Annotated in this window: 18 protein-coding genes and 1 other RNA gene; 7 read left to right on the plus strand and 12 right to left on the minus strand. The window is 62.9% G+C overall.

Annotated elements, in window-relative coordinates:
• Window positions 1-35: 35 nt before the first annotated feature.
• The 4 genes from NKJ00_RS19920 to mraZ are packed head-to-tail and all read right to left on the minus strand — an operon-like array spanning window position 36 to window position 3630.
• Window positions 36-1745: a peptidoglycan D,D-transpeptidase FtsI family protein gene (locus NKJ00_RS19920; protein ID WP_352611272.1), complete on the minus strand. Its 1710-nt coding sequence runs from the start codon at window positions 1743-1745 to the stop codon at window positions 36-38.
• Entirely contained in the window at window positions 1742-2137 is a 396-nt protein-coding gene (ftsL, locus tag NKJ00_RS19925) for a cell division protein FtsL (RefSeq protein WP_023813147.1), read from the minus strand. Before ftsL ends, NKJ00_RS19920 begins: the two co-directional genes overlap by 4 nt.
• 3 nt (window positions 2138-2140) lie before the next feature.
• A complete protein-coding gene (gene rsmH, locus NKJ00_RS19930; RefSeq protein ID WP_352611274.1) occupies window positions 2141-3175 on the minus strand; it encodes a 16S rRNA (cytosine(1402)-N(4))-methyltransferase RsmH in 1035 nt (344 codons plus the stop codon).
• The gene (gene mraZ / locus NKJ00_RS19935; protein WP_352611276.1) at window positions 3172-3630 is read right to left on the minus strand and encodes a division/cell wall cluster transcriptional repressor MraZ; all 459 of its coding nucleotides are present in this window, start codon (window positions 3628-3630) and stop codon (window positions 3172-3174) included. Before mraZ ends, rsmH begins: the two co-directional genes overlap by 4 nt.
• Before the next feature lie 410 nt (window positions 3631-4040).
• Between mraZ and NKJ00_RS19940 the strand changes: the two genes are divergently transcribed.
• Window positions 4041-5156 (plus strand): cystathionine gamma-lyase, encoded by a 1116-nt coding sequence (locus NKJ00_RS19940; protein ID WP_352611278.1) that lies wholly within the window; start codon window positions 4041-4043, stop codon window positions 5154-5156.
• A gap of 8 nt (window positions 5157-5164) precedes the next feature.
• Here the strand turns inward: NKJ00_RS19940 and NKJ00_RS19945 are convergent, their stop codons facing one another.
• The 7 genes from NKJ00_RS19945 to NKJ00_RS19975 form a co-directional block, all read right to left on the minus strand.
• Window positions 5165-5344, minus strand: a complete 180-nt coding sequence (locus NKJ00_RS19945; RefSeq protein WP_352442232.1) for a type II toxin-antitoxin system RelE/ParE family toxin — start codon at window positions 5342-5344, stop codon at window positions 5165-5167.
• A gap of 118 nt (window positions 5345-5462) precedes the next feature.
• Window positions 5463-5738, minus strand: coding sequence for a type II toxin-antitoxin system ParD family antitoxin (locus tag NKJ00_RS19950; protein ID WP_023813151.1), 276 nt, complete (start codon window positions 5736-5738; stop codon window positions 5463-5465).
• Between the two features lie 177 nt (window positions 5739-5915).
• An RNA gene (rnpB, locus tag NKJ00_RS19955) (RNase P RNA component class A) lies at window positions 5916-6325 on the minus strand.
• Between the two features lie 50 nt (window positions 6326-6375).
• Window positions 6376-7101, minus strand: a complete 726-nt coding sequence (locus tag NKJ00_RS19960) for a lytic transglycosylase domain-containing protein (protein WP_127296019.1) — start codon at window positions 7099-7101, stop codon at window positions 6376-6378.
• Between the two features lie 208 nt (window positions 7102-7309).
• Window positions 7310-8065, minus strand: a complete 756-nt coding sequence (locus tag NKJ00_RS19965; RefSeq protein WP_352630878.1) for an N-acetylmuramoyl-L-alanine amidase — start codon at window positions 8063-8065, stop codon at window positions 7310-7312.
• Entirely contained in the window at window positions 8062-8781 is a 720-nt protein-coding gene (locus NKJ00_RS19970; RefSeq protein ID WP_023813154.1) for a J domain-containing protein, read from the minus strand. Before NKJ00_RS19970 ends, NKJ00_RS19965 begins: the two co-directional genes overlap by 4 nt.
• Before the next feature lie 164 nt (window positions 8782-8945).
• Entirely contained in the window at window positions 8946-9206 is a 261-nt protein-coding gene (locus tag NKJ00_RS19975; RefSeq protein ID WP_081734943.1) for a hypothetical protein, read from the minus strand.
• A 195-nt stretch (window positions 9207-9401) separates the two neighbouring features.
• Here NKJ00_RS19975 and NKJ00_RS19980 point away from each other — a divergent pair, with 195 nt between their 5' ends.
• The 5 genes from NKJ00_RS19980 (at window position 9402) to NKJ00_RS20000 (ending at window position 15965) form a co-directional block, all read left to right on the plus strand.
• Window positions 9402-13229: a hydantoinase B/oxoprolinase family protein gene (locus NKJ00_RS19980; RefSeq protein ID WP_352630879.1), complete on the plus strand. Its 3828-nt coding sequence runs from the start codon at window positions 9402-9404 to the stop codon at window positions 13227-13229.
• A 33-nt stretch (window positions 13230-13262) separates the two neighbouring features.
• Window positions 13263-14561 carry a BtaA family protein gene (locus tag NKJ00_RS19985; protein WP_352630880.1) on the plus strand — a complete coding sequence of 433 codons (1299 nt, stop codon included), beginning with the start codon at window positions 13263-13265 and terminating at the stop codon, window positions 14559-14561.
• On the plus strand, window positions 14558-15241 hold the full coding sequence (locus NKJ00_RS19990; RefSeq protein ID WP_352630881.1) for a class I SAM-dependent methyltransferase: 684 nt from the start codon (window positions 14558-14560) through the stop codon (window positions 15239-15241). The genes NKJ00_RS19985 and NKJ00_RS19990 overlap by 4 nt, the downstream gene beginning before the upstream one ends.
• A 109-nt stretch (window positions 15242-15350) precedes the next feature.
• Window positions 15351-15647 carry a type II toxin-antitoxin system RelE/ParE family toxin gene (locus NKJ00_RS19995; RefSeq protein WP_127296024.1) on the plus strand — a complete coding sequence of 99 codons (297 nt, stop codon included), beginning with the start codon at window positions 15351-15353 and terminating at the stop codon, window positions 15645-15647.
• Between the two features lie 9 nt (window positions 15648-15656).
• Window positions 15657-15965 (plus strand): HigA family addiction module antitoxin, encoded by a 309-nt coding sequence (locus NKJ00_RS20000; RefSeq protein WP_023813159.1) that lies wholly within the window; start codon window positions 15657-15659, stop codon window positions 15963-15965.
• Between the two features lie 22 nt (window positions 15966-15987).
• On the opposite strand, the gene NKJ00_RS20005 is transcribed toward NKJ00_RS20000, so the two are convergent.
• The gene (locus NKJ00_RS20005) at window positions 15988-17367 is read right to left on the minus strand and encodes a serine hydrolase domain-containing protein (RefSeq protein ID WP_352630882.1); all 1380 of its coding nucleotides are present in this window, start codon (window positions 17365-17367) and stop codon (window positions 15988-15990) included.
• 229 nt (window positions 17368-17596) lie between these two features.
• Between NKJ00_RS20005 and NKJ00_RS20010 the strand changes: the two genes are divergently transcribed.
• Window positions 17597-18391 carry a glycoside hydrolase family 25 protein gene (locus tag NKJ00_RS20010; RefSeq protein ID WP_352630884.1) on the plus strand — a complete coding sequence of 265 codons (795 nt, stop codon included), beginning with the start codon at window positions 17597-17599 and terminating at the stop codon, window positions 18389-18391.
• Window positions 18392-18504 lie beyond the last annotated feature (113 nt).

Genomic DNA, 18504 nt, shown 5'->3' on the forward strand with positions numbered 1-18504 from the left:
CAAAATAGCGCGCTGTTGCCGGCGCGCCCTAAGAATCACTGATAGGAAACCAGCGTTGCACCATTTTCATGGCTGAAATCTGGCTTCACGCCAAGCATGGCAGCTGAACGCCTGATGATATTGCCGGCCATGACCCCCGCATTTGCGGCCGCAACATCCGTCATACCAGGCTTTTCCGGGTGCGGGGCATCGGCAATGGTAAACACCAGATACTGCGGATCGTCCATCGGGAAGGCGGCGACGAAAGTGTTGAAATTCAAGTCCTTGGAGTAACGGCCATTGACGACCTTCTCGGCCGTTCCGGTCTTGCCACCAACGCGGTAGCCGGGGACTCTGGCGTTTCTGGCAGAGCCCTTTTCGGCATTGAGCGAATAGAGGTAGCGCATGCCTTCGACGGTCTTTTCGCTCACCACTCTCTTGGCGGTGGCCATCGCTTCCGCCTGCGTCCGCACCAAAAAGGTGGGGTTCATCAGGAAGCCGCCATTCATCAACGCCGCGCAGCCCACAGCCGCTTGCAGCGGCGTCGTCGACACGCCATGGCCGAAGGCGATGGTGAATGAATTGACCTGTTTCCAGACCTTCGGTTCAGTCGGACGGGCAGTCTCCGGCAATTCGGTCTGCATCCTGTCCAGAATGCCAAGGCGGTGCAGGAATTCGCGATGCCCCTCGATGCCGACCATCTCGGCTTCCCTGGCCGACCCGATATTGGACGAATAGAGGAACACCTCCGGCAACGACAGCACACGGTTCTTGCCGTGGAAATCGTGAATGGCCTGATGGCCGACCCGGATTGGATGCGAAGCATCGAAGCGGCTCGCCATCGTCGCCTTGCCGGAATCGAGCGCCATGGCGGATGTGAAGCTCTTGAAGGTCGAGCCCATCTCGTAGAGGCCCGCCGACATGCGATTCAGCCGGTCCTTGTCCTGTGCATTGTAGGGATTGTTCGGATCAAAATCCGGCACGGAAGCCATGGCCACCACTTCGCCGGTCTTGACGTTGAGCACGACGGCGCCGGCCCCCATGGCACGATAGCGCTCAAGGCCGGCGGCGATCTCGTCGCGCACCACATGCTGCACGCGCAGATCGATCGAAAGCTTTACCGGCTTGAGATCCTTGGCAATGGCAAGGCCCGATGCCTGCAAGTCGCTCAAGCCTTGCTCGTCCACATATTTCTCCATTCCGGAGATGCCCTGGTTGTCGATGTTGGTGAGGCCGACAATGTAGGACGAGGTCTCGCCGCTCGGATAGAAGCGGCGCTTTTCGGTGCGGAAGCCGAAACCGGGAATGCCGAGCTGCATGATGTCGGACTGTTGCTTCGGCGTCAGCTGCCGCTGCAGCCAGACGAAACCGGCGCCGCTCTTCAGCTTATGGTAGGTCCGCTCATAGTCGATGTCCGGAAGCACCGTCGACAGCTTCTCGATCGCCTCGTCGGCGTCGACAATGCGGCGCGGTTCTGCAAACAGCGACGCCGTCTTGATATCGGTGGCCAGCACTTCGCCGTTGCGGTCGACGATGTCGGGCCGCGATGCCGTCACCCGGCTCTGCGGACCGCCCGACATATCGGGGGTCTGGAAGCCGAGATAGACCAGCCGCCCTGATATGGTCGAGAAGATGCCGAAGAACACCGCCATCGTCATGACGATGCGCGTCCTGCCCTTGCCGCCGGTCGCCTTGCGGGCGCCCTCGACCACGATCGATCCATCCTCACTCGTCCTGGCGCGACGCTTCAGCAGTTTGCCGATCATTGGGCGATGCCTCCGGTCACGACGGGATCCTTACTGTCCGAAGGCGCTTGGTCGGAATTGTCGGCCATGCCGCCCTGGCGTCCCGACAGGATGTCCTGGATGTCAAGGGATTTGGCCGGCAGGTCGCCGATGCCGCCGATCTGACGAGCGCTGACCGGCTCGAGTTCGAGCTGCGACTTGTAGAGTTCAGCCAGCTTCTGCAGCCGCGAGGGCTGGGTAAGCAGGCTCCAGTCGGCCTTGAGCAGGTCGATCGTGTCCTCCTCATAGCGTATCTGCGCATGGATCTTCTGCACCGAAGCCAATTGTTCCTCGGCCTCGCGCTTGGCCTTGTAGGTAAGGGCCGCGACCGCAACCATGACGGCGATCAGGACAATGTCGCTGGTACGAAACACGTGTTACCTCTCCCCCGGCCGGTCGATACCGGGAAGCTTTGGAAGGCCGAAAATCGAAAAATCACTGCCGCGCGCCGGCGCCTCGGTGCGGATCGCCGCGCGCAGCCTGGCCGAACGGGCGCGCGGATTGGCCGCCACCTCGGCGTCGCCGGCAGTCACGCCGCCGCCCGCCTTGCGGAACGTCGCGGTGCGCGCATGAGCCTCGGGCAGGTGACGTGAGCCGGTCGCAACATCGGCCCGGTCGGCGATGAAGCGCTTGACGATGCGGTCTTCCAGCGAATGGAACGTCACCACGGCGAGCCGACCGCCCGGCTTCAGCGCGCGTTCGGCCGCGAACAGCGCCTTGGCCAGTTCGCCAAGCTCGTCATTGACGAAGATGCGCAGCGCCTGGAAGACGCGCGTCGCCGGATGGATCTTGTCCTTCGGCGCCCGGCCGATATGCGTCTCGATGGCGTCGGCCAGTTCCAGCGTCCGTTCGAACGGGCGCTTTTCGCGGCGCGCCTCGATCATGCGGGCGATGCGTCCGGCATGGCGCTCCTCGCCGAGAAAGCCGAAGATACGGGCAAGGTCGCCCGGCTTGAAGGAATTGACGACATCGGCGGCGCTGAGGCCCGATTGCGCCATGCGCATGTCGAGTGGCCCGTCGGCGCGGAACGAAAACCCGCGCTCGGCCTGGTCGAGCTGCATCGAGGACACGCCGATGTCGAGCACGACGCCCTCGGCGATCTCGACATGTTCGTCCAGCGTCGAGAACGGCGCCTGCACCAGCCGCAGCCGGCCGCCGGACTGCGCTTCCAGATCGCGCCCGGCATCGATTGCATCCGGATCGCGATCGATCGCCACAACCGAGGCGCCCGTCGCCAGAATGGCCCTGGTGTAGCCGCCGGCGCCGAACGTGCCGTCGATGATGATGTCGCCCTGCGCCGGCGCCAGTGCTTCAAGCACTTCGGCAAGCAGGACCGGAATGTGGCGGGCCGATCCGCCAACGGCGTGCCCACCTACGGCGCGAGGAAGGTCATCGCCGTGGCCTGCCGTCATTCCGGTCGCTCCCCAGGCTTCGTCCCCTGCCGAAGCTGCAAAAGCCGTGCCCGCGCCTGCGCCCCATAGGCGGCAAGCCGTCCCGGCTCCCAGATCTGAAAGAAATTGCCGCGCCCGACAAAGGCCACCTCGGCCGAAATGCCCGTGTGTTCGCGAAGGAAATCGCTCATCGTGATGCGGCCATCCTGGTCGAGTTTCAAGAAGGCTCCTTCGCCATGGCAGAAGAACGACATATCGTCCGCCGTCTGCAGGAAGGGATCCTCGAGCGCTATGCGCTGCTCGTAGCGGTCGAGCAGATCGAGCCCGCCGACATCCATCGCCGGCAGATCCAGGCAGCGTAGCGCATAGAGTTCCGAATAGCCGCGTTTCTGCACGACGGCACGGAAATGCGCGGGAACGGACACCCGCCCCTTCGCATCGATCCTGCTCACCGAGTTTGACAGAAACCGGTCCATTACACGCTACGGCCGCTTGCGCCGCCGCACCCCTCTCCATCTTGTCGCCGGCGCCGCCGCGGCGCCTTCCCTGGCCCGTATCAGTCTCGTCCGCACGGGCAAAAACCGGCAAACGCGCAGCCGCCGCGGCTGCCCGATTGGCGTACGCTTTACCCTGACACGGAACGAAGGCTTTGATGTCTGGATGGGATATCATGGGGCACTATGGGCGTCAACGGGATTAGGCTTCACAAACACGCGCGCCGCGACCAATGAGAACAGCCTCGACGACACGTCTCGTCTTTATCGTCTATTAAGCCTAACGAAGCGTTTAGAGCCGCTTGGCCCAACCGGACGCGCCTTGCCGCGCGCCGCTGCCGGGCATAGCGTCTCGCCACATCTCGTCGGTCGCAAACAGGGTTGGAAATTCGATGTCTGAAACAGCAAAGTCACGCGCTGCAGCACTTCCTCATCTGCGTCGCAGCGGGCTTGCCATGGGCGATTCCATTCCCCTGCCCCTGACCATGGCCGCCATTTTTCATGCGCCCGGCGACGCCACCGGCTTCAACCAGTATGGCCGCTTCAGCAACCCGACCTGGGACGCGGTCGAACATATGCTGGCTCATCTGGAGAGTGCGCCGTGCGTTGCCTTCCCTTCAGGAATGGCGGCAATCTCGGCGGCGTTTTTTGCCATGCTCAAGGCCGGCGACCGTATCCTGCTGCCTTCAGACGGCTATCACACGACGCGGGCTTTGGCCGATCGCTTCCTCAAGCCGCTCGGCATCACCTACGATGTCAGGCCGACCTCGACCTTCCTCGATGGCGGCTTCGATGGCTATCGGCTGGCGTTTGTCGAAACCCCTGCCAATCCGGGGCTGGATATCTGCGATATCGCCGCCGTTGCCGATGCTGTTCACAAAGCCGGCGCGATCCTTGTCGTCGACAACACGACCATGACACCCTTCGGCCAGCGGCCGCTCGACCATGGCGCCGATATCGTCGTTGCCGCCGACACCAAGGCACCCAATGGCCACTCCGACGTGCTGTTCGGCCATGTGGCCAGCCGCAATGCCGATATCATCGCCGCCGTGACCGGCTGGCGCGAAGTTTCCGGCAGCATTCCCGGACCATTCGAAGCCTGGCTGGTGCACCGCGGCCTGGAGACACTGGATGTGCGCTTCGATCGCATGTGTTCCTCGGCGGAAGTCATCGCGCGGCGGCTGCAGGGCCATCGGGCAATCAGCGGTCTGCGTTATCCCGGACTGGAAGGCGATCCGTCGCACAACCTTGCCCGCGCCCAGATGGAGCGCTTTGGCTTTCTCATTTCTTTCGAGCTCGCCTCGGAGGACGAGGCCGAGGATTTCATCAACAATTGCGCCTTGATGCAGGCCGCGACATCCTTCGGCGGCGTCCACACCTCCGCCGAGCGGCGCTTGAAGCGAGGCGATGCCGTTGCCGCCGGCTTCGTTCGCCTCTCGGTCGGCTGCGAGCCGGTGGACGAGCTCTGGAAGGCGATCGAGGCGTCACTGGACAAGATCGGCGGCTGACGAAACGGCTACGCGCCGACGTCATCGGCCTCGATGTTGCGCTTGCCATGCAGCACGCGGATTATTTCGATCGCATCGTCATCGACCCGGTACAAGGTGAGATAGTCGCCAACGACCAGATGACGGATGCCTGGCGCGATGTCGTCGCGCGGTGCGCCTAAGAAGGGATAGGTGGCAGTTGCCGCCACCGCGCCTCGATGCGATCGAGCAACCGATCGGCCGCAGCCTCGCTGTCGCGTGCAACATGAAGCCAGATCGCGATCAAATCGTCTTCTGCGCGCGCATTCCGGACGATGGGCAGCAGATTCATGCCGCGTCGTCAGATCGCAGGCGTCTCCTCGCTTCAGCCTTGATGTCATCCATTGACGCAAATCGACCAGGCCCGCTGTCGATCCCTTCCTGCACCAGCTTGCGCAATTCCTCGACCGTGTAGCCATGCAGGTCGCGCCGGTCTTTCCACTGTCTGAGCGCGTCGCGGATCACTTCGCTGGCCGATGCATATTCGCCGGCGGCGACTACATCGTCCACCGCCGCCGCCAGTTCCGGCGACAGCGTGATGCTGCGTTTGTCGACCTGTCCCATGAGAGGCTCCCGATGCTATCAGCTGATCCATGGTACGATTTAATCGCACCAGTTTCAAGCAATAGCCGGCCCTCGCTCGCATGGATGGATCGGTGAACAAACTTGAATCAGCAGGCGCGCCCGAGGGCGCAACCTGTTGATATCAAGAGACTTCTCTTCGATATCGCGGGAGAAAAAATTGCCAGCTGGCCTGTAAGCCGGGTTCTGTATGGCCCTCGCCCCTTGCGAGGCGAGAACGTGGCGGCCATTCATCTTGGGCGCATGTTGCCATGTGCCTCACGCAACCTACCCGGACGGTGAGCCGGAAACAGCCCTCGAGGGTTTCCCCCCGCACCGCCCCTATTCGGTCTTGCTCCCGGTGGGGTTTACCGTGCCGCTCCTGTTGCCAGTCGCGCGGTGGGCTCTTACCCCACCCTTTCACCCTTACCCCGAATCCGGCAAGCCGGATCGTGGCGGTTTGCTTTCTGTGGCACTTTCCCTGGGGTCGCCCCCGCCGGCCATTAACCGGCACCGTGTTTCCATGGAGCCCGGACTTTCCTCACCCACGACCTTTCGGCGTTTGCGGGTGCGGCCGCCCAGCCAGCTGGCAGAGCGTATAAAGGGGTTCACGCCCGAAAACGCAAACGAAAAAGCAGACTTATGCGGGCGATCCCAGCGCAGCCATCTGCACCTTCACCTTGCCGCAATAGGCTGCCGACACCGGGTTCATCCGCGTTGCGGCGTGGCCGGCATTGTATTTCAGAATTGTGCCGCAGGTCGTGCCGCCGCCGAGGCTCCGCGCCATGGCAAGGTATTTCATCCCGTATTTGATGTTGGTGTCGGGATCGAACAGACCCTTGGCGGAGCCGCTATAGCCCATCATCCGAGCCGTGGCCGGCTTGATCTGCATCAGGCCGATCTCGCCGGCGCCGCCGACGATGTTGGGCCGATAGTTGCTTTCGATCTGGATAACCGCCGAGGCGAGCGATACCGGAACGCCTTCGATCGCCGCATAGCGGGCAACGATTGCGGAATACTGCCCGCTGCTGGCCACCGCGGCCGCCGAGGCTGCCGCGTTCCGGACACCGATCGACGCCGTTGCCGTCATGTCGACGGTTTTTCGGCCACGCTTCGTCTGCTTTCTGGCGGACTTCTTCGGCTTGGACCAGCTTGCTTTTTCCATTTTCGCGGAAGCCCGCTTCGTCGCCTTGGCGTCCTGGCCTGCCTTGCCGCTTCTGGCCTGTGGGGCCTTGCCGCTTTTCGCGGATGCCACGACAGGCCCTTGATCGGCTCGCGGGCTGAGGGGCGCGGCATCTGCGGCACTGAAGGCAAAGGTCATTACGCCGGCAGCAAGAGCTGCCGTTAAAACGGTAAATTTCTGCATGTGATCCTGTTCTGTCTGAACCGCGCGAAGATGTTCGCGCAGCAACGCCTAACCAACGTCGGAACAACCCGGGGGCTTGGGGTCCGACATCTACACGTCAGCCGTTTGACGCCCGAATTGGTGTCAAACAAGGCCAGGCAAGTCACTTTGAGTGACAGCTTGTAACTTAAGGATTGGAAAGAATTGCTTGGAAGAGGCTTCCCGGGGGTCAGCGCCTCACGGAAGCAAGCAGCCTTTGCAGCGTCCGCAGCGTCGAGCCGTCGGCAACGCCGTCCACCTTGCGCGGCCGGAAATGACGCTGGAAGGCCTCGACCACCGCCTCGGTCTGCCGGTCGAAAACGCCGGATATTTCAACGCCATAACCGTAGAGCGCCAGCATCGACTGCAACGCTTCGACGTCGCCGCCGGTGTCGCCGGTTGTCAGAGTGGCGCCTCGCCTGACGGGTGCGGCCGCCACGAGATGACCGACACCGGCCTCGAACAGCGTTCGCCACGGAAACTTCTCGCCGGGATCGATCTTGCGCCCCGGCGCAATATCGGAATGCGCGAGTACCCGCTCGGCGGCGATCGAATGCCGACCGGCGATCCCACGGCACAGCCCGATCACCACATCGATCTGCCGCCGGGGAAAACCGGGATAGCCCAGCGAATGCCCCGGATTGACGATCTCGATGCCGACCGAACAGGAATTGATGTCGGCGCGTCCGAACCACGAACTCTTGCCGGCATGCCAGGCGCGGTCGCTTTCCCTGACCATCTGCACGATATGGCCATTCTCGTGGACGAGATAATGCGACGAGACCTCGCTGGCCGGGTCGCAAAGCCAAGCCTCGGCCCCGGCGCCGGTCGCCATACCGGTGTAGTGCAGCACGATCATGTCAGGCCTGGGCGTCTCGCGCCGCGGGCCGAAATTCGGCGATACCCTGACTTCGGCACGTGGCTCGTCGGGCAGAAAGCCGCTCATGCGTGGCGCAGGCCCCGCTCGATCATCTCGTAGGCGGCGTTGATCGCCGCCACCCTGGTGGTCGCGATCTTGATGAATTCCTGAGGCAGGCCGCGCGCGATCAGCCGGTCCGGATGATTGTCGGAAACCAGCTTGCGATAGCGTTTCCTGACCTCTTCGAACGGCTTGCCGCGCTCGATGCCAAGCACGACATAGGGATCCCCGGCGCCGAGATTGACGTGCCGCGCCATGATGGCCTCGTAATGCGCTTCGTCGATGCGGAAAATCTCGGCGATGCGGTGCAGGAAGTGGCCTTCGCGCTCGTGCACCAGCCCGTCGGCCTTGGCGATGTGGAACAGACCGTCGAGTATGTCTTCCAGCATCACGCAATTGGAATGCCCGGAACCGCACATCTGCGCCATCCGCTCGGCATAGGTCTCGAAACCGGCCACGTCGCGTTGGGCGAGATCGAACAGACGCGCCACATTGCGCGTCTCCTTCGGCGGCACTTCGAAGATTTCCTGGAACGCGCGCACCTCGTCCTGGGTGACGATGCCATCGGCCTTGGCCATCTTGGCCGACAGCGCGATCATCGCCACCGAAAAGGCGACACGCCGGCGCAAATCCGCATCGCCGGCGAAAACCGTGCGCACGGCCTCGACCACGTCGGCGACACCCGACGAGGCTGAGGATGAAACGCGGGTGATGAATTCGCCGAGGCGATCCCAAATCGACATGGCCTGCTTCTTAGAGCCACCGCCCGCTCCTATCAAGCCGGGACAGTGCCGCAGGCTTTGCGCGACAAATAGATCGGACTCGAACGCCACGGCGCTCGGACAATATGAAAAAGGCCGGCGCGAGCCGGCCTTTCTCATTCATCACACGAAGTACTGCTTGCTCACTACTGCGCGGGCGCAGGAGCTGGTGTTGCCGGAGCCGGCTCGGCAGGCTTCTCGGGTGTGATGCTCTTCGTGGTCGAATTATCCGTTGCCGGAGGCGTCGCGGCCGGCGGCGTGGCTTCCGGGGTAGCCGGCTTCATCGGTTCCTCGGCGGCCGGCGGATTGGTGCTCTGGGTGGTGGTATTGTCCGTACCGCTGTCACTGCAGGCGGCGACGCCAAGCAAGGCCAGAGCGGAAACGGACGCGAGAATGAGCTTTTTCATTTTGTCTCTCCTTCAACACACGCTCACGTTGCCGTGAGCGGTCGAAGGACAAATGCGTCAGACGACCATGAGTTTCGTAACGTTGCGTTTCCGCATGTAACATCGTCTGGTTCATTTGCGATTGCCGCTCGGGCCGTGGCCAACTAACAGAATGTGCCGAACCACCGATCGAACAGAAGAGCGACAGGGGCTGTCATGACCGAAAAATGGGATTTCTGGATCGACCGCGGCGGCACATTCACCGATATCATCGGCCGAGATCCGGAAGGCGGGCTGCACCCGCGCAAGCTTCTCTCCGAAAATCCCGAAGCCTATAACGATGCCGCCATCCAGGGCATTCGCGACCTCCTTGGCTTGTCGTCCGGAGACACGATCCCAAGCGGCCTGATCGGCGACATCAAGATGGGCACCACGGTCGCCACCAATGCGCTGCTGGAGCGCAAGGGCGACCGCGTGCTTTTGCTCATCACCAAGGGCTTTCGCGATGCGCTGAAGATCGCCTACCAGGCGCGCCCCGACATCTTCGCCAAGGAGATCGTCCTTCCCGAACAGCTCTACGAGCGCGTCATCGAAATCAACGAGCGTGTGCGCGCCGATGGCCGCGTCGAACAATTGCTCGACATCGCCGCCTGCCGGCCGGCGATCGAACAGGCCAGGGCCGACGGCATCGACGCCGTCGCCATCGTCTTCATGCATGCGTGGAAATACCCCGACCACGAGAAGGCCGTGGCAAAGGTCTGCCGAAAGCTTGGTTTCAGCCAGGTTTCGGTCAGCCATGAGGTCTCGCCGCTGATCAAGCTGGTCGGCCGAGGCGACACCACCGTGGTCGACGCCTATCTGTCGCCGATCCTGTCGCGCTATGTGCAAAGGGTGGCGGGCGAGCTGGGCGTGGCGCCAATCTCCCCCCTTGTGGGAGGTGAGGAGCGATCGGCCGAAGGCCGAGAAAAAACCAACGATTTGGCTTTTTCAGCGACGAACGCCCGGAGCCATAGCGAAGGGCAGTCGGCGAAGCCGACAGAGGGGGGCGCTGTCCCGCCAACGCCTTATTCTGTCACGCCCCCCTTTGCCGTGCCGGGCATCTCCCCCACAAGGGGGGAGATCGGCCAATCGCCTCGCCTCATGTTCATGATGTCGTCGGGCGGTCTCACCGCCGCCGACATGTTCCAGGGCAAGGACGCACTGCTGTCGGGGCCCGCCGGTGGCGTCGTCGGCATGGTCGAGACGGCCAGGCTCGCCGGCTTCGACAAGGTCATCGGCTTCGACATGGGCGGCACCTCCACCGACGTCGCCCATTATGACGGCGAATATGAGCGCGCCTTCGACACCGAGGTCGCCGGCGTGCGCATCCGCGCGCCGATGATGCGCATCCATACCGTCGCCGCCGGCGGCGGCTCGATTCTGCACTATGAGGCCGGCCGTTTTCGCGCCGGACCTGACTCGGCCGGCGCCAATCCCGGCCCGGCAGCCTACCGGCGCGGCGGCCCGCTCGCCGTCACCGACGCCAACGTCATGCTGGGCAAGCTGCAGCCCGATTTCTTTCCGGCAATATTCGGACCCGGCCAGGACGAACCGCTCGACGTCGAGACGGTGCGAGCAAAATTTGCAACACTCGCCGCCGAAATCGGCGATGGCCGGTCGCCTGAGACTGTCGCCGAAGGGTTCGTCACCATCGCCGTGGAGAACATGGCCAACGCCATCAAGAAGATCTCCGTGCAGCGCGGCTACGACGTCACCGAATATCTCCTGAACTGTTTTGGCGGCGCCGGCGGCCAGCACGCGTGCCTAGTCGCCGATGCGCTCGGCATGGAAGCGGTGCTGATCCATCCCTTCTCTGGCCTGCTGTCGGCTTATGGCATCGGCCTGTCCTCGGTCTTTGCCTCACGCCAGCAGGCGCTGCTGAAACCGCTTGCCGAAGAGTCCAGAACGGAGATCGGCAACCTCATCGCCATCTTGAGAAAAGCCGTCATCGCCGAACTCGCGGCGCAAGGCATCGGCGAGGATACGGTCGCCACAAAGCCCGTGCTGCACATTCGCTATGACGGCACCGACACGACACTGCCGGTGAATTTCGAGGCGGATTCGATTTTCCAGGCCAGGCGCGATTTTGAAATCGCCCACAAGGCGCAGTTCGGTTTCGTTTATGACGACAAGCCGATGATCGTCGAGACCGTCGGCGTCGAAGGCGCGGACACCGGCGGCACCGGGCGCGACGAAACTGAATCGCGAACCGAAGACCTTGCCGTAAGCCCTTCGCAAACCCGCGAAATCTTCACCGAAGGAGAGTGGCGCACTTCACCCATCTTCCGCCGCGAGGCGCTGAAGCCGGGAAACAGGGTTGCGGGACCTGCCTTGATTATCGAGCCGAACCAGACAATCGTCATCGAGCCGGGCTGGCAGGCCGAAATCACCGCCAGGAACCATGTGCTCCTGCGCCGTGTCGAGAAAAAGCGCCGGCAGGCAGCGCTCGGCACCGAGGCCGATCCGGTCATGCTGGAGGTCTTCAACAACCTCTTCATGTCGATCGCCGAGCAGATGGGCGTGACGCTGCAGAACACCGCCTATTCGGTCAACATCAAGGAACGGCTGGATTTCTCCTGTGCCGTCTTCGATCGCACTGGCGCGCTGGTCGCCAATGCGCCGCATATGCCGGTGCATCTGGGCTCGATGGACCGCTCGGTCGAAACCATCATCCGGCTGAATTCCGGCGACATCCACCCCGGCGACGTCTTTGCCCTCAACGCGCCCTACAATGGCGGCACGCATCTGCCCGACATCACCGTGGTGACGCCGGTGTTCGACGACGCCCAACGCGAAATCCTGTTCTGGGCAGCCTCTCGCGGCCATCATGCGGATATCGGTGGCACGGCACCCGGCTCGATGACGCCGCTTGCCACCACGGTCGACGAGGAAGGCGTGCTGTTCGACAATTTCCGCATCGTCGATCGTGGAAAATTCCGCGAGAAGGAGCTGGAAACGCTGCTCACCGACCACCGCTACCCGGCCCGCAATCCGCACCAGAACATCGCCGACCTCAAAGCGCAGATCGCCGCCAACGAGAAGGGCGTCGCGGAACTGCGCAAGATGGTCGCGCATTTCGGCCTCGATGTCGTCGAGGCCTATATGGGCCATGTCCAGGACAATGCGGCTGAAAGCGTGCGCCGCGTGCTGGAGCGGCTGCCCGATAGTTCGCAGTACGAATACCCGACCGACACCGGCCAAATCATCAAGGTGAAGATCACGGTCAACCGGCAAAAGCGCGAGGCGACCGTTGACTTCACCGGCACGTCGCCGGTCATGAAGAACAATTTCAACGCGCCCGAACCCGTCGCCCGAGCGGCCGTGCTCTATGCTTTCCGCGTCATGGTCGAGGACATGATCCCGATGAATGCCGGCTGTCTGCGGCCAATCAACATCATCATTCCCGACGGCTGCATGCTGAAACCCGCCTACCCCGCCGCCGTCGTCGCCGGCAATGTGGAGACCTCGCAGCATGTCACCAATGCGCTGTTCGGCGCCATGGGCGCCATGGCCAACGCGCAAGGCACGATGAACAACCTGACCTTCGGCAACAAGACCTACCAATACTACGAGACGATCTGTTCCGGCTCGCCCGCCGGCCAGATGAACTCGGGCCGCGGCTTTGCCGGCACCTCCGGCGTCCATACCCACATGACCAACTCGCGCCTCACCGACCCGGAAGTGCTGGAATTGCGCTTTCCCGTGCTGCTCGAGGATTTCCACATTCGGGAAAACTCCGGCGGCAAGGGCAAATGGAGCGCCGGCGACGGCACCAAACGCACCATCCGCTTCCTCGAAAAGATGGAATGCGCGATCCTGTCCTCGCACCGCAACCGCCCGCCGCAAGGGCTGGATGGTGGCGGCGATGGCGAGGTCGGCTCGACCAAGGTCCGCCGCAAGGATGGCACGATCGACATGCTGAAAGCCTGCGACCAGACAGTGCTGCAGGCCGGCGACGCCGTCATCCTGACGACGCCGACGCCGGGCGGATTTGGCAAGCCGTGAAAAGATGCGTCAACAGGCTGTCACCGGCCTGTCATGACCCTGAGCTACCCGCTTGCGGCAAAGCAAATGGGGAATCATCTTGCCATGACGGACGTTTCCGCTGATCTGGTTTTTCGCCGCGGCAAGGAAGTTGGAAAGGCCGTCTACCAGAACCGCCCGCTGTCGAAGGCAGGCATTTCGGAGCGGCTGTTCGCCTTCCTGTTTTCCGGCCTCGTCTATCCGCAGATCTGGGAGGACCCCGATGTCGACATGGAGGCGATGCAGCTTGGCCAGGGCCACCGCGTCGTCACCATCGCCTCCGGCGGCTGCAACATCCTGGCCTACCTCACGCGCTCGCCGGCCCGGGTCGACGCCGTCGATCTCAACGCCGCGCACATCGCGCTGAACCGCATGAAGCTGGAGGCGGTGCGCCATTTGCCTTCACAGGGCGACCTGTTCCGCTTCTTCGGTGCCGCCGACACCAGCCACAATTCGGCGGCCTACGACCGCTTCATCGCACCGCATCTCGATCCGGTAAGCCGTCACTACTGGGAGCGCCGCAACTGGCGTGGCCGCCGTCGCGTCACTGTGTTCGACCGCAATTTCTACCAGACCGGCCTGCTCGGCCTGTTCATCGCCATGGGCCACCGCACGGCAAAATTCTTCGGCGTCGACCCCGCCGGCATCATGCAGGCCCGCAACATCGGCGAGCAGCGCCGCTTCTTCAACGAGGAACTGGCGCCGGTCTTCGACAAGAAGCTTTTGAAATGGGCGACGTCGCGCAAGGCTTCGCTGTTCGGCCTCGGCATTCCACCGGCGCAGTACGATTCGCTGATCACTTCTGGCGACGGCACCATGGCCAGCGTGCTGAAAGCCCGGCTGGAAAAGCTCGCTTGCGATTTTCCGCTGGAGAACAACTACTTCGCCTGGCAGGCCTTCGCTCGGCGCTATCCGAACCCCGGCGAGGCCGCCCTGCCCGCCTATCTCGAAAAACAGAATTACCAGACCATCCGCGGCAATGTCGACCGCGTCGCCATCCACCACGCCAATCTGATCGAATTTCTCACCGGCAAGGACGCCGGCGCGGTCGACCGTTTCGTCTTGCTCGATGCGCAGGACTGGATGACCGACGATCAGCTCAACGCGCTGTGGGCGGAAATCACCCGCACCGCATCGGCCGACGCCCGCGTCATCTTCCGCACCGCCGCCGAACCCAGCCTGTTGCCGGGCCGAGTCTCCAGCTCGCTGCTCGACCAGTGGGACTATCAGGACCAGGCTTCGCGCGAATTTTTGGCCCGCGACCGCTCGGCCATCTATGGCGGCTTCCACCTCTACGTGAAGCGTGCGGCATGAGCACCAGCGAGTTGCCGGCCAGCCCCGAATTCAAGGCCAACCATGCCGAACTGATGGACCGCGTCTACCGCTGGCAGCGCCATATCTACGACCTGACCCGCAAATACTACCTGCTCGGCCGCGACCTAATGATCTCGGGGCTCGACGTGCCTGTCGGTGGCACCGTGCTGGAGCTCGGCTGCGGCACCGGCCGCAACATCATCCTGGCCGCGCGTCGCTACCCCGACGCCGGCTTCTTCGGCCTCGACATTTCAGCCGAAATGCTGGAGACGGCCAGCGCCGCGATTGCCCGCGAGGGCCTGGTCGATCGTGTCACGCTCGCCCAGGGCGACGCCACGGGATTCGATGCCAAGGCGCTGTTCGGGCGCAACGGCTTCGATCGCGTCTTCGTGTCCTATTCGCTGTCGATGATCCCCGGTTGGGAAAAAACTGTGTCGGCAGCGCTTGCCGCCCTGTCGCCGAACGGTTCGCTGCACATCGTCGATTTCGGCCAGCAGGAAGGCCTACCCGGCTGGTTCCGGACCTTGCTGCGCGGCTGGCTGAAAAAATTCCACGTCGCGCCGCGTGAATCGTTGCGCGAAGTGCTGGAATCGGAATCTCGGCGAACCAGCGCAAGCTTCCGTTTCCGCACGCTTTATCGCGGCTATGCCTGGCTGGCGGTTATCAAGATAACTTCCTGAATATTGCCGTGGGAAAGGCACATAAAGGCGAAGCAGCCACGATCCGTTGGATAAACGTTGCCTTATGACCCCGAGAGCGGTACACTATCTCACATGCATGAAGCATGTGGTGATCATCGGCTTCAGGGATGAATGGCTGCGGGCCTTCTTCGTGGAAGACACCCATTCTCGCAACATTCCGTCCGATCTCGAAAGCCGTTTGTTCCGCAAGCTCCAGATGATTGACGACGCGATGATCGATCAGGATTTGCGTGTGCCGCCCAGCAATCATTTCGAGAAGCTGCGCGGCATTCTCGAAGGCTTCCATTCAATACGCGTCAACAAGCAATGGCGGCTGATCTTCCACTGGGACGGTGGCCGCGGTGAGGCGTCGGACATCTATCTCGACGACCACAGCTATAGATGAGGTGAGAACATGTTGATGACCGCACGCAAGCCGGCAACGGTTGGCGAAATTCTCACGGAAGAATTCATGCAGCCGCTTGGCCTGACGCAGGCGGCTTTGGCCGAGGCGATGGGGGTCCAGCGCAAGCATGTGAACGAATTGTGCAACGACCGCCGCAACGTGACGGCGGCGACCGCGCTTATTCTGGCGCGGGTGTTCGGCAACAGCCCGGACTTCTGGTTGAACGTCCAGCGCCGCAGCGATCTTTGGCAGGTCATGAACTCGCCCGACGAGCGGGCGCGAGTTGACCGCGCCAAGCCTTTGGCGACAGCTGCATAGACAAGAGTTACGGCGCGCTAGTCTAATGTAACGCCTTGATTAACGCCGCCACCATCGTCTGCGGCCGGTAGCCGAGCTTGGCCGGCGTTAGCCCCAGCCGCACGACCACCAGTTGCTCCGAGGGAATGATGGCTACCGTCTGCCCGTCATGACCTTCCATCCAGTAGGTGTCCTTGGGCAGGCCTGCGGCGACGCCGGCGCCGGGGTTTTCCTCATCGCCAGGGGCCTCGATCCACAACTGGCCCTTGCCGTAGACTTTCGAGGCAGCTGCCGGCTCGCGCATCCAGTCGACGAAGCCGGCCGGCAGGATCTGGTTGCCGTTCCACACCCCGCTTTGCAGCAGGAATTGGCCGAAGCGCGCCCAGTCATGGGCAGTCGCGTAGAGATAGGATGAGCCGACGAAGGTGCCTTGCTCGTCGGTCTCGAGCACCGCACTGTGCATGCCGAGCGGCTCGAACAGCGCCGTGCGCGGCCACGTCAGCGCCTTGGCCTTGTCGCCGATCGCGTCCTGCCAGAGGCGCGACAGCATCACCGCCGTGCCGCTCGAATAGGAAAACTGTTTGCTGACCTCTGCAGCCAGCGGCTTGGATTCGGCGAAGCCCGCCATGTCAGGTTCGAGATAGAGCATGCGCGTGACGTCGGCGACGTCGCCATAATCCTCGTTGAACTCCAGCCCGCTCGACATCGCCATCATGTCGGCGAGGCGGATGGCAGTGCGGCCGTCCGCCTTCCACGGCGCAAACAGGTTTTTGTCGTCGAAAGCCATCTTGCCGTCCTTGACCAGCGTGCCGACGATGGCGGCGTTCACCGTCTTGGTCATCGACCAGCCGAGCAGCGGCGTCTTGGCGGAAAAGCCATCGCCGTAGCGCTCGCCGACGACGCGGCCATTCTTGACCACCACCACCGCGCGCATGCCGGTGCCGGCCAGCGCCGCATCGTCCAGCAGCTTGGCAATCACCGGATCCTGTGATGCCTCGACGCGCTCGCCTTGCGGCCACAGGTCGCCCATGGTGGCCGCCGACGGCTCCGCTTGGATCGCGGTCCGCCGCGCCTTGCCTACATCGCCGTCCGGAACCGAAGCGCAGCCCAGCCCGTCACGGGCGACGGCGATGCTCTTGCCGAGGAAGCCGAACAGGCCCGCCGACACCGTTCCCCTGTTCTTGTCCACCGAAACCCGCATTAGCCGCAGCAGGGGATGCCCGGGCGCCTGCACGTCGACGGCAAGCACCTCATTGGGATCGCGGCCGGCAATGAAGACGTTCGAACAGACGATCTTGGCCGAGTAGCCCGAGCCGACCCTGATCAACTCCGGCGGCGCGATATAAAGCCAGGCAAAAAGGGCGGCGATCGCCAGAACGATCAGGCCAAGCAGCCATTTGACGATCTTGACCACGATCCGCATTTATTTCCTCCGGGCCCTGCGCGACCCTTATGTCATCGATTTGCCGCCATTGCTTCCGCAAATCACAATGCTTGTCGAGCGCCATCAACGGATTATCAACCATGATGGGCGATCACAGGATATGCTGAGCGATGCTGTGGGGCGATCGCTCGGAGGGGGCCCGATCACAAAACCGGCCATCAGTGTATAGACCCATCAGCGACCGGCTGAATCCGGCTCGGGAATTGCGATGCGCCGTCTTGCGGGCCTCATCATGCTGACGCTGCTTGGCGCCTGCTCGACCGTGGACGATCTCTCGCCGCTGTCGCCGTCGAGCAGCCCGACGGTTGCCGTGCGCGCGCCGCGCTTTGCCGATTCCAAGCCGCATGAATGGGAAAGCGGAGCGCCATGGAACTATGCCGTTCACGGCACCGACGTCTCCAAATACCAGACCTCGGTCGACTGGCCGGCGGCCAAGGCCAGCGGCATCTCCTTCGCCTTCATCAAGGCGACCGAGGGCGGCGATCGCTTCGATGAGTATTTCAACGAGCATTGGACCCGCACGAAAGCTGCCAGCGTTCCGCGAGCCGCCTATCACTTCTACTATTTCTGCACCCCGGCTGCCGTGCAGGCGCGCTGGTTCATCCGCAACGTCCCCGTCGACCGCTCGGCGCTGCCGCCGGTCCTCGACATGGAATGGAACCCGCAATCGCCGACCTGCAGGCTGCGTCCCGACGCTGCCACGGTGCGCGCGGAGATGACCACCTTCCTTGAAATCGTCGAACGGCACTACGGCAAGAAGCCGATCATCTACACCTCGATCGACTTCTTCGACGATAACGAGCTGTCGAGCTTTCGCGGCTATCCCTATTGGCTGCGCTCCGTCGCCGGCCATCCGCGTGAGAAATACGGCAGCCACCCCTTCACCTTCTGGCAATACACGGGAACCGGCATCGTTCCGGGCGTAAGCGGCAAGTCCGACATCAACGTCTTCAACGGCAGTGAAGCCGACTGGAACAAGTGGCTGCGGCAGAACACCCGTTGACACCGGGCCTGCCGCCTGCTTTTCGACACAGCCAGCGGTGAAAAGTGCAACCGCCAGTAATTCAGGGCGTTGGGCTTCCGGGGAGCACAACAACTGCCCGCTATTCGTTTCGA

This window comes from Mesorhizobium sp. M0227 (assembly GCF_040321855.1).
Taxonomy (GTDB): domain Bacteria; phylum Pseudomonadota; class Alphaproteobacteria; order Rhizobiales; family Rhizobiaceae; genus Mesorhizobium.

Bases quoted from the DNA above. Each gene is read 5' to 3' on its own strand.
- mraZ (WP_352611276.1), bottom strand. From the start codon at position 3,630: ATGGACCGGTTTCTGTCAAACTCGGTGAGCAGGATCGATGCGAAGGGG.
- NKJ00_RS20005 (WP_352630882.1), bottom strand. From the start codon at position 17,367: ATGCGGATCGTGGTCAAGATCGTCAAATGGCTGCTTGGCCTGATCGTT.
- NKJ00_RS19985 (WP_352630880.1), top strand. From the start codon at position 13,263: ATGACCCTGAGCTACCCGCTTGCGGCAAAGCAAATGGGGAATCATCTT.
- NKJ00_RS19990 (WP_352630881.1), top strand. From the start codon at position 14,558: ATGAGCACCAGCGAGTTGCCGGCCAGCCCCGAATTCAAGGCCAACCAT.
- NKJ00_RS19960 (WP_127296019.1), bottom strand. From the start codon at position 7,101: ATGCAGAAATTTACCGTTTTAACGGCAGCTCTTGCTGCCGGCGTAATG.
- NKJ00_RS19980 (WP_352630879.1), top strand. From the start codon at position 9,402: ATGACCGAAAAATGGGATTTCTGGATCGACCGCGGCGGCACATTCACC.
- NKJ00_RS19950 (WP_023813151.1), bottom strand. From the start codon at position 5,738: ATGGGACAGGTCGACAAACGCAGCATCACGCTGTCGCCGGAACTGGCG.
- NKJ00_RS19975 (WP_081734943.1), bottom strand. From the start codon at position 9,206: ATGAAAAAGCTCATTCTCGCGTCCGTTTCCGCTCTGGCCTTGCTTGGC.
- NKJ00_RS19965 (WP_352630878.1), bottom strand. From the start codon at position 8,065: ATGAGCGGCTTTCTGCCCGACGAGCCACGTGCCGAAGTCAGGGTATCG.
- NKJ00_RS19920 (WP_352611272.1), bottom strand. From the start codon at position 1,745: ATGATCGGCAAACTGCTGAAGCGTCGCGCCAGGACGAGTGAGGATGGA.
- rsmH (WP_352611274.1), bottom strand. From the start codon at position 3,175: ATGACGGCAGGCCACGGCGATGACCTTCCTCGCGCCGTAGGTGGGCAC.
- NKJ00_RS20000 (WP_023813159.1), top strand. From the start codon at position 15,657: ATGTTGATGACCGCACGCAAGCCGGCAACGGTTGGCGAAATTCTCACG.
- NKJ00_RS19940 (WP_352611278.1), top strand. From the start codon at position 4,041: ATGTCTGAAACAGCAAAGTCACGCGCTGCAGCACTTCCTCATCTGCGT.
- NKJ00_RS20010 (WP_352630884.1), top strand. From the start codon at position 17,597: ATGCGCCGTCTTGCGGGCCTCATCATGCTGACGCTGCTTGGCGCCTGC.
- NKJ00_RS19970 (WP_023813154.1), bottom strand. From the start codon at position 8,781: ATGTCGATTTGGGATCGCCTCGGCGAATTCATCACCCGCGTTTCATCC.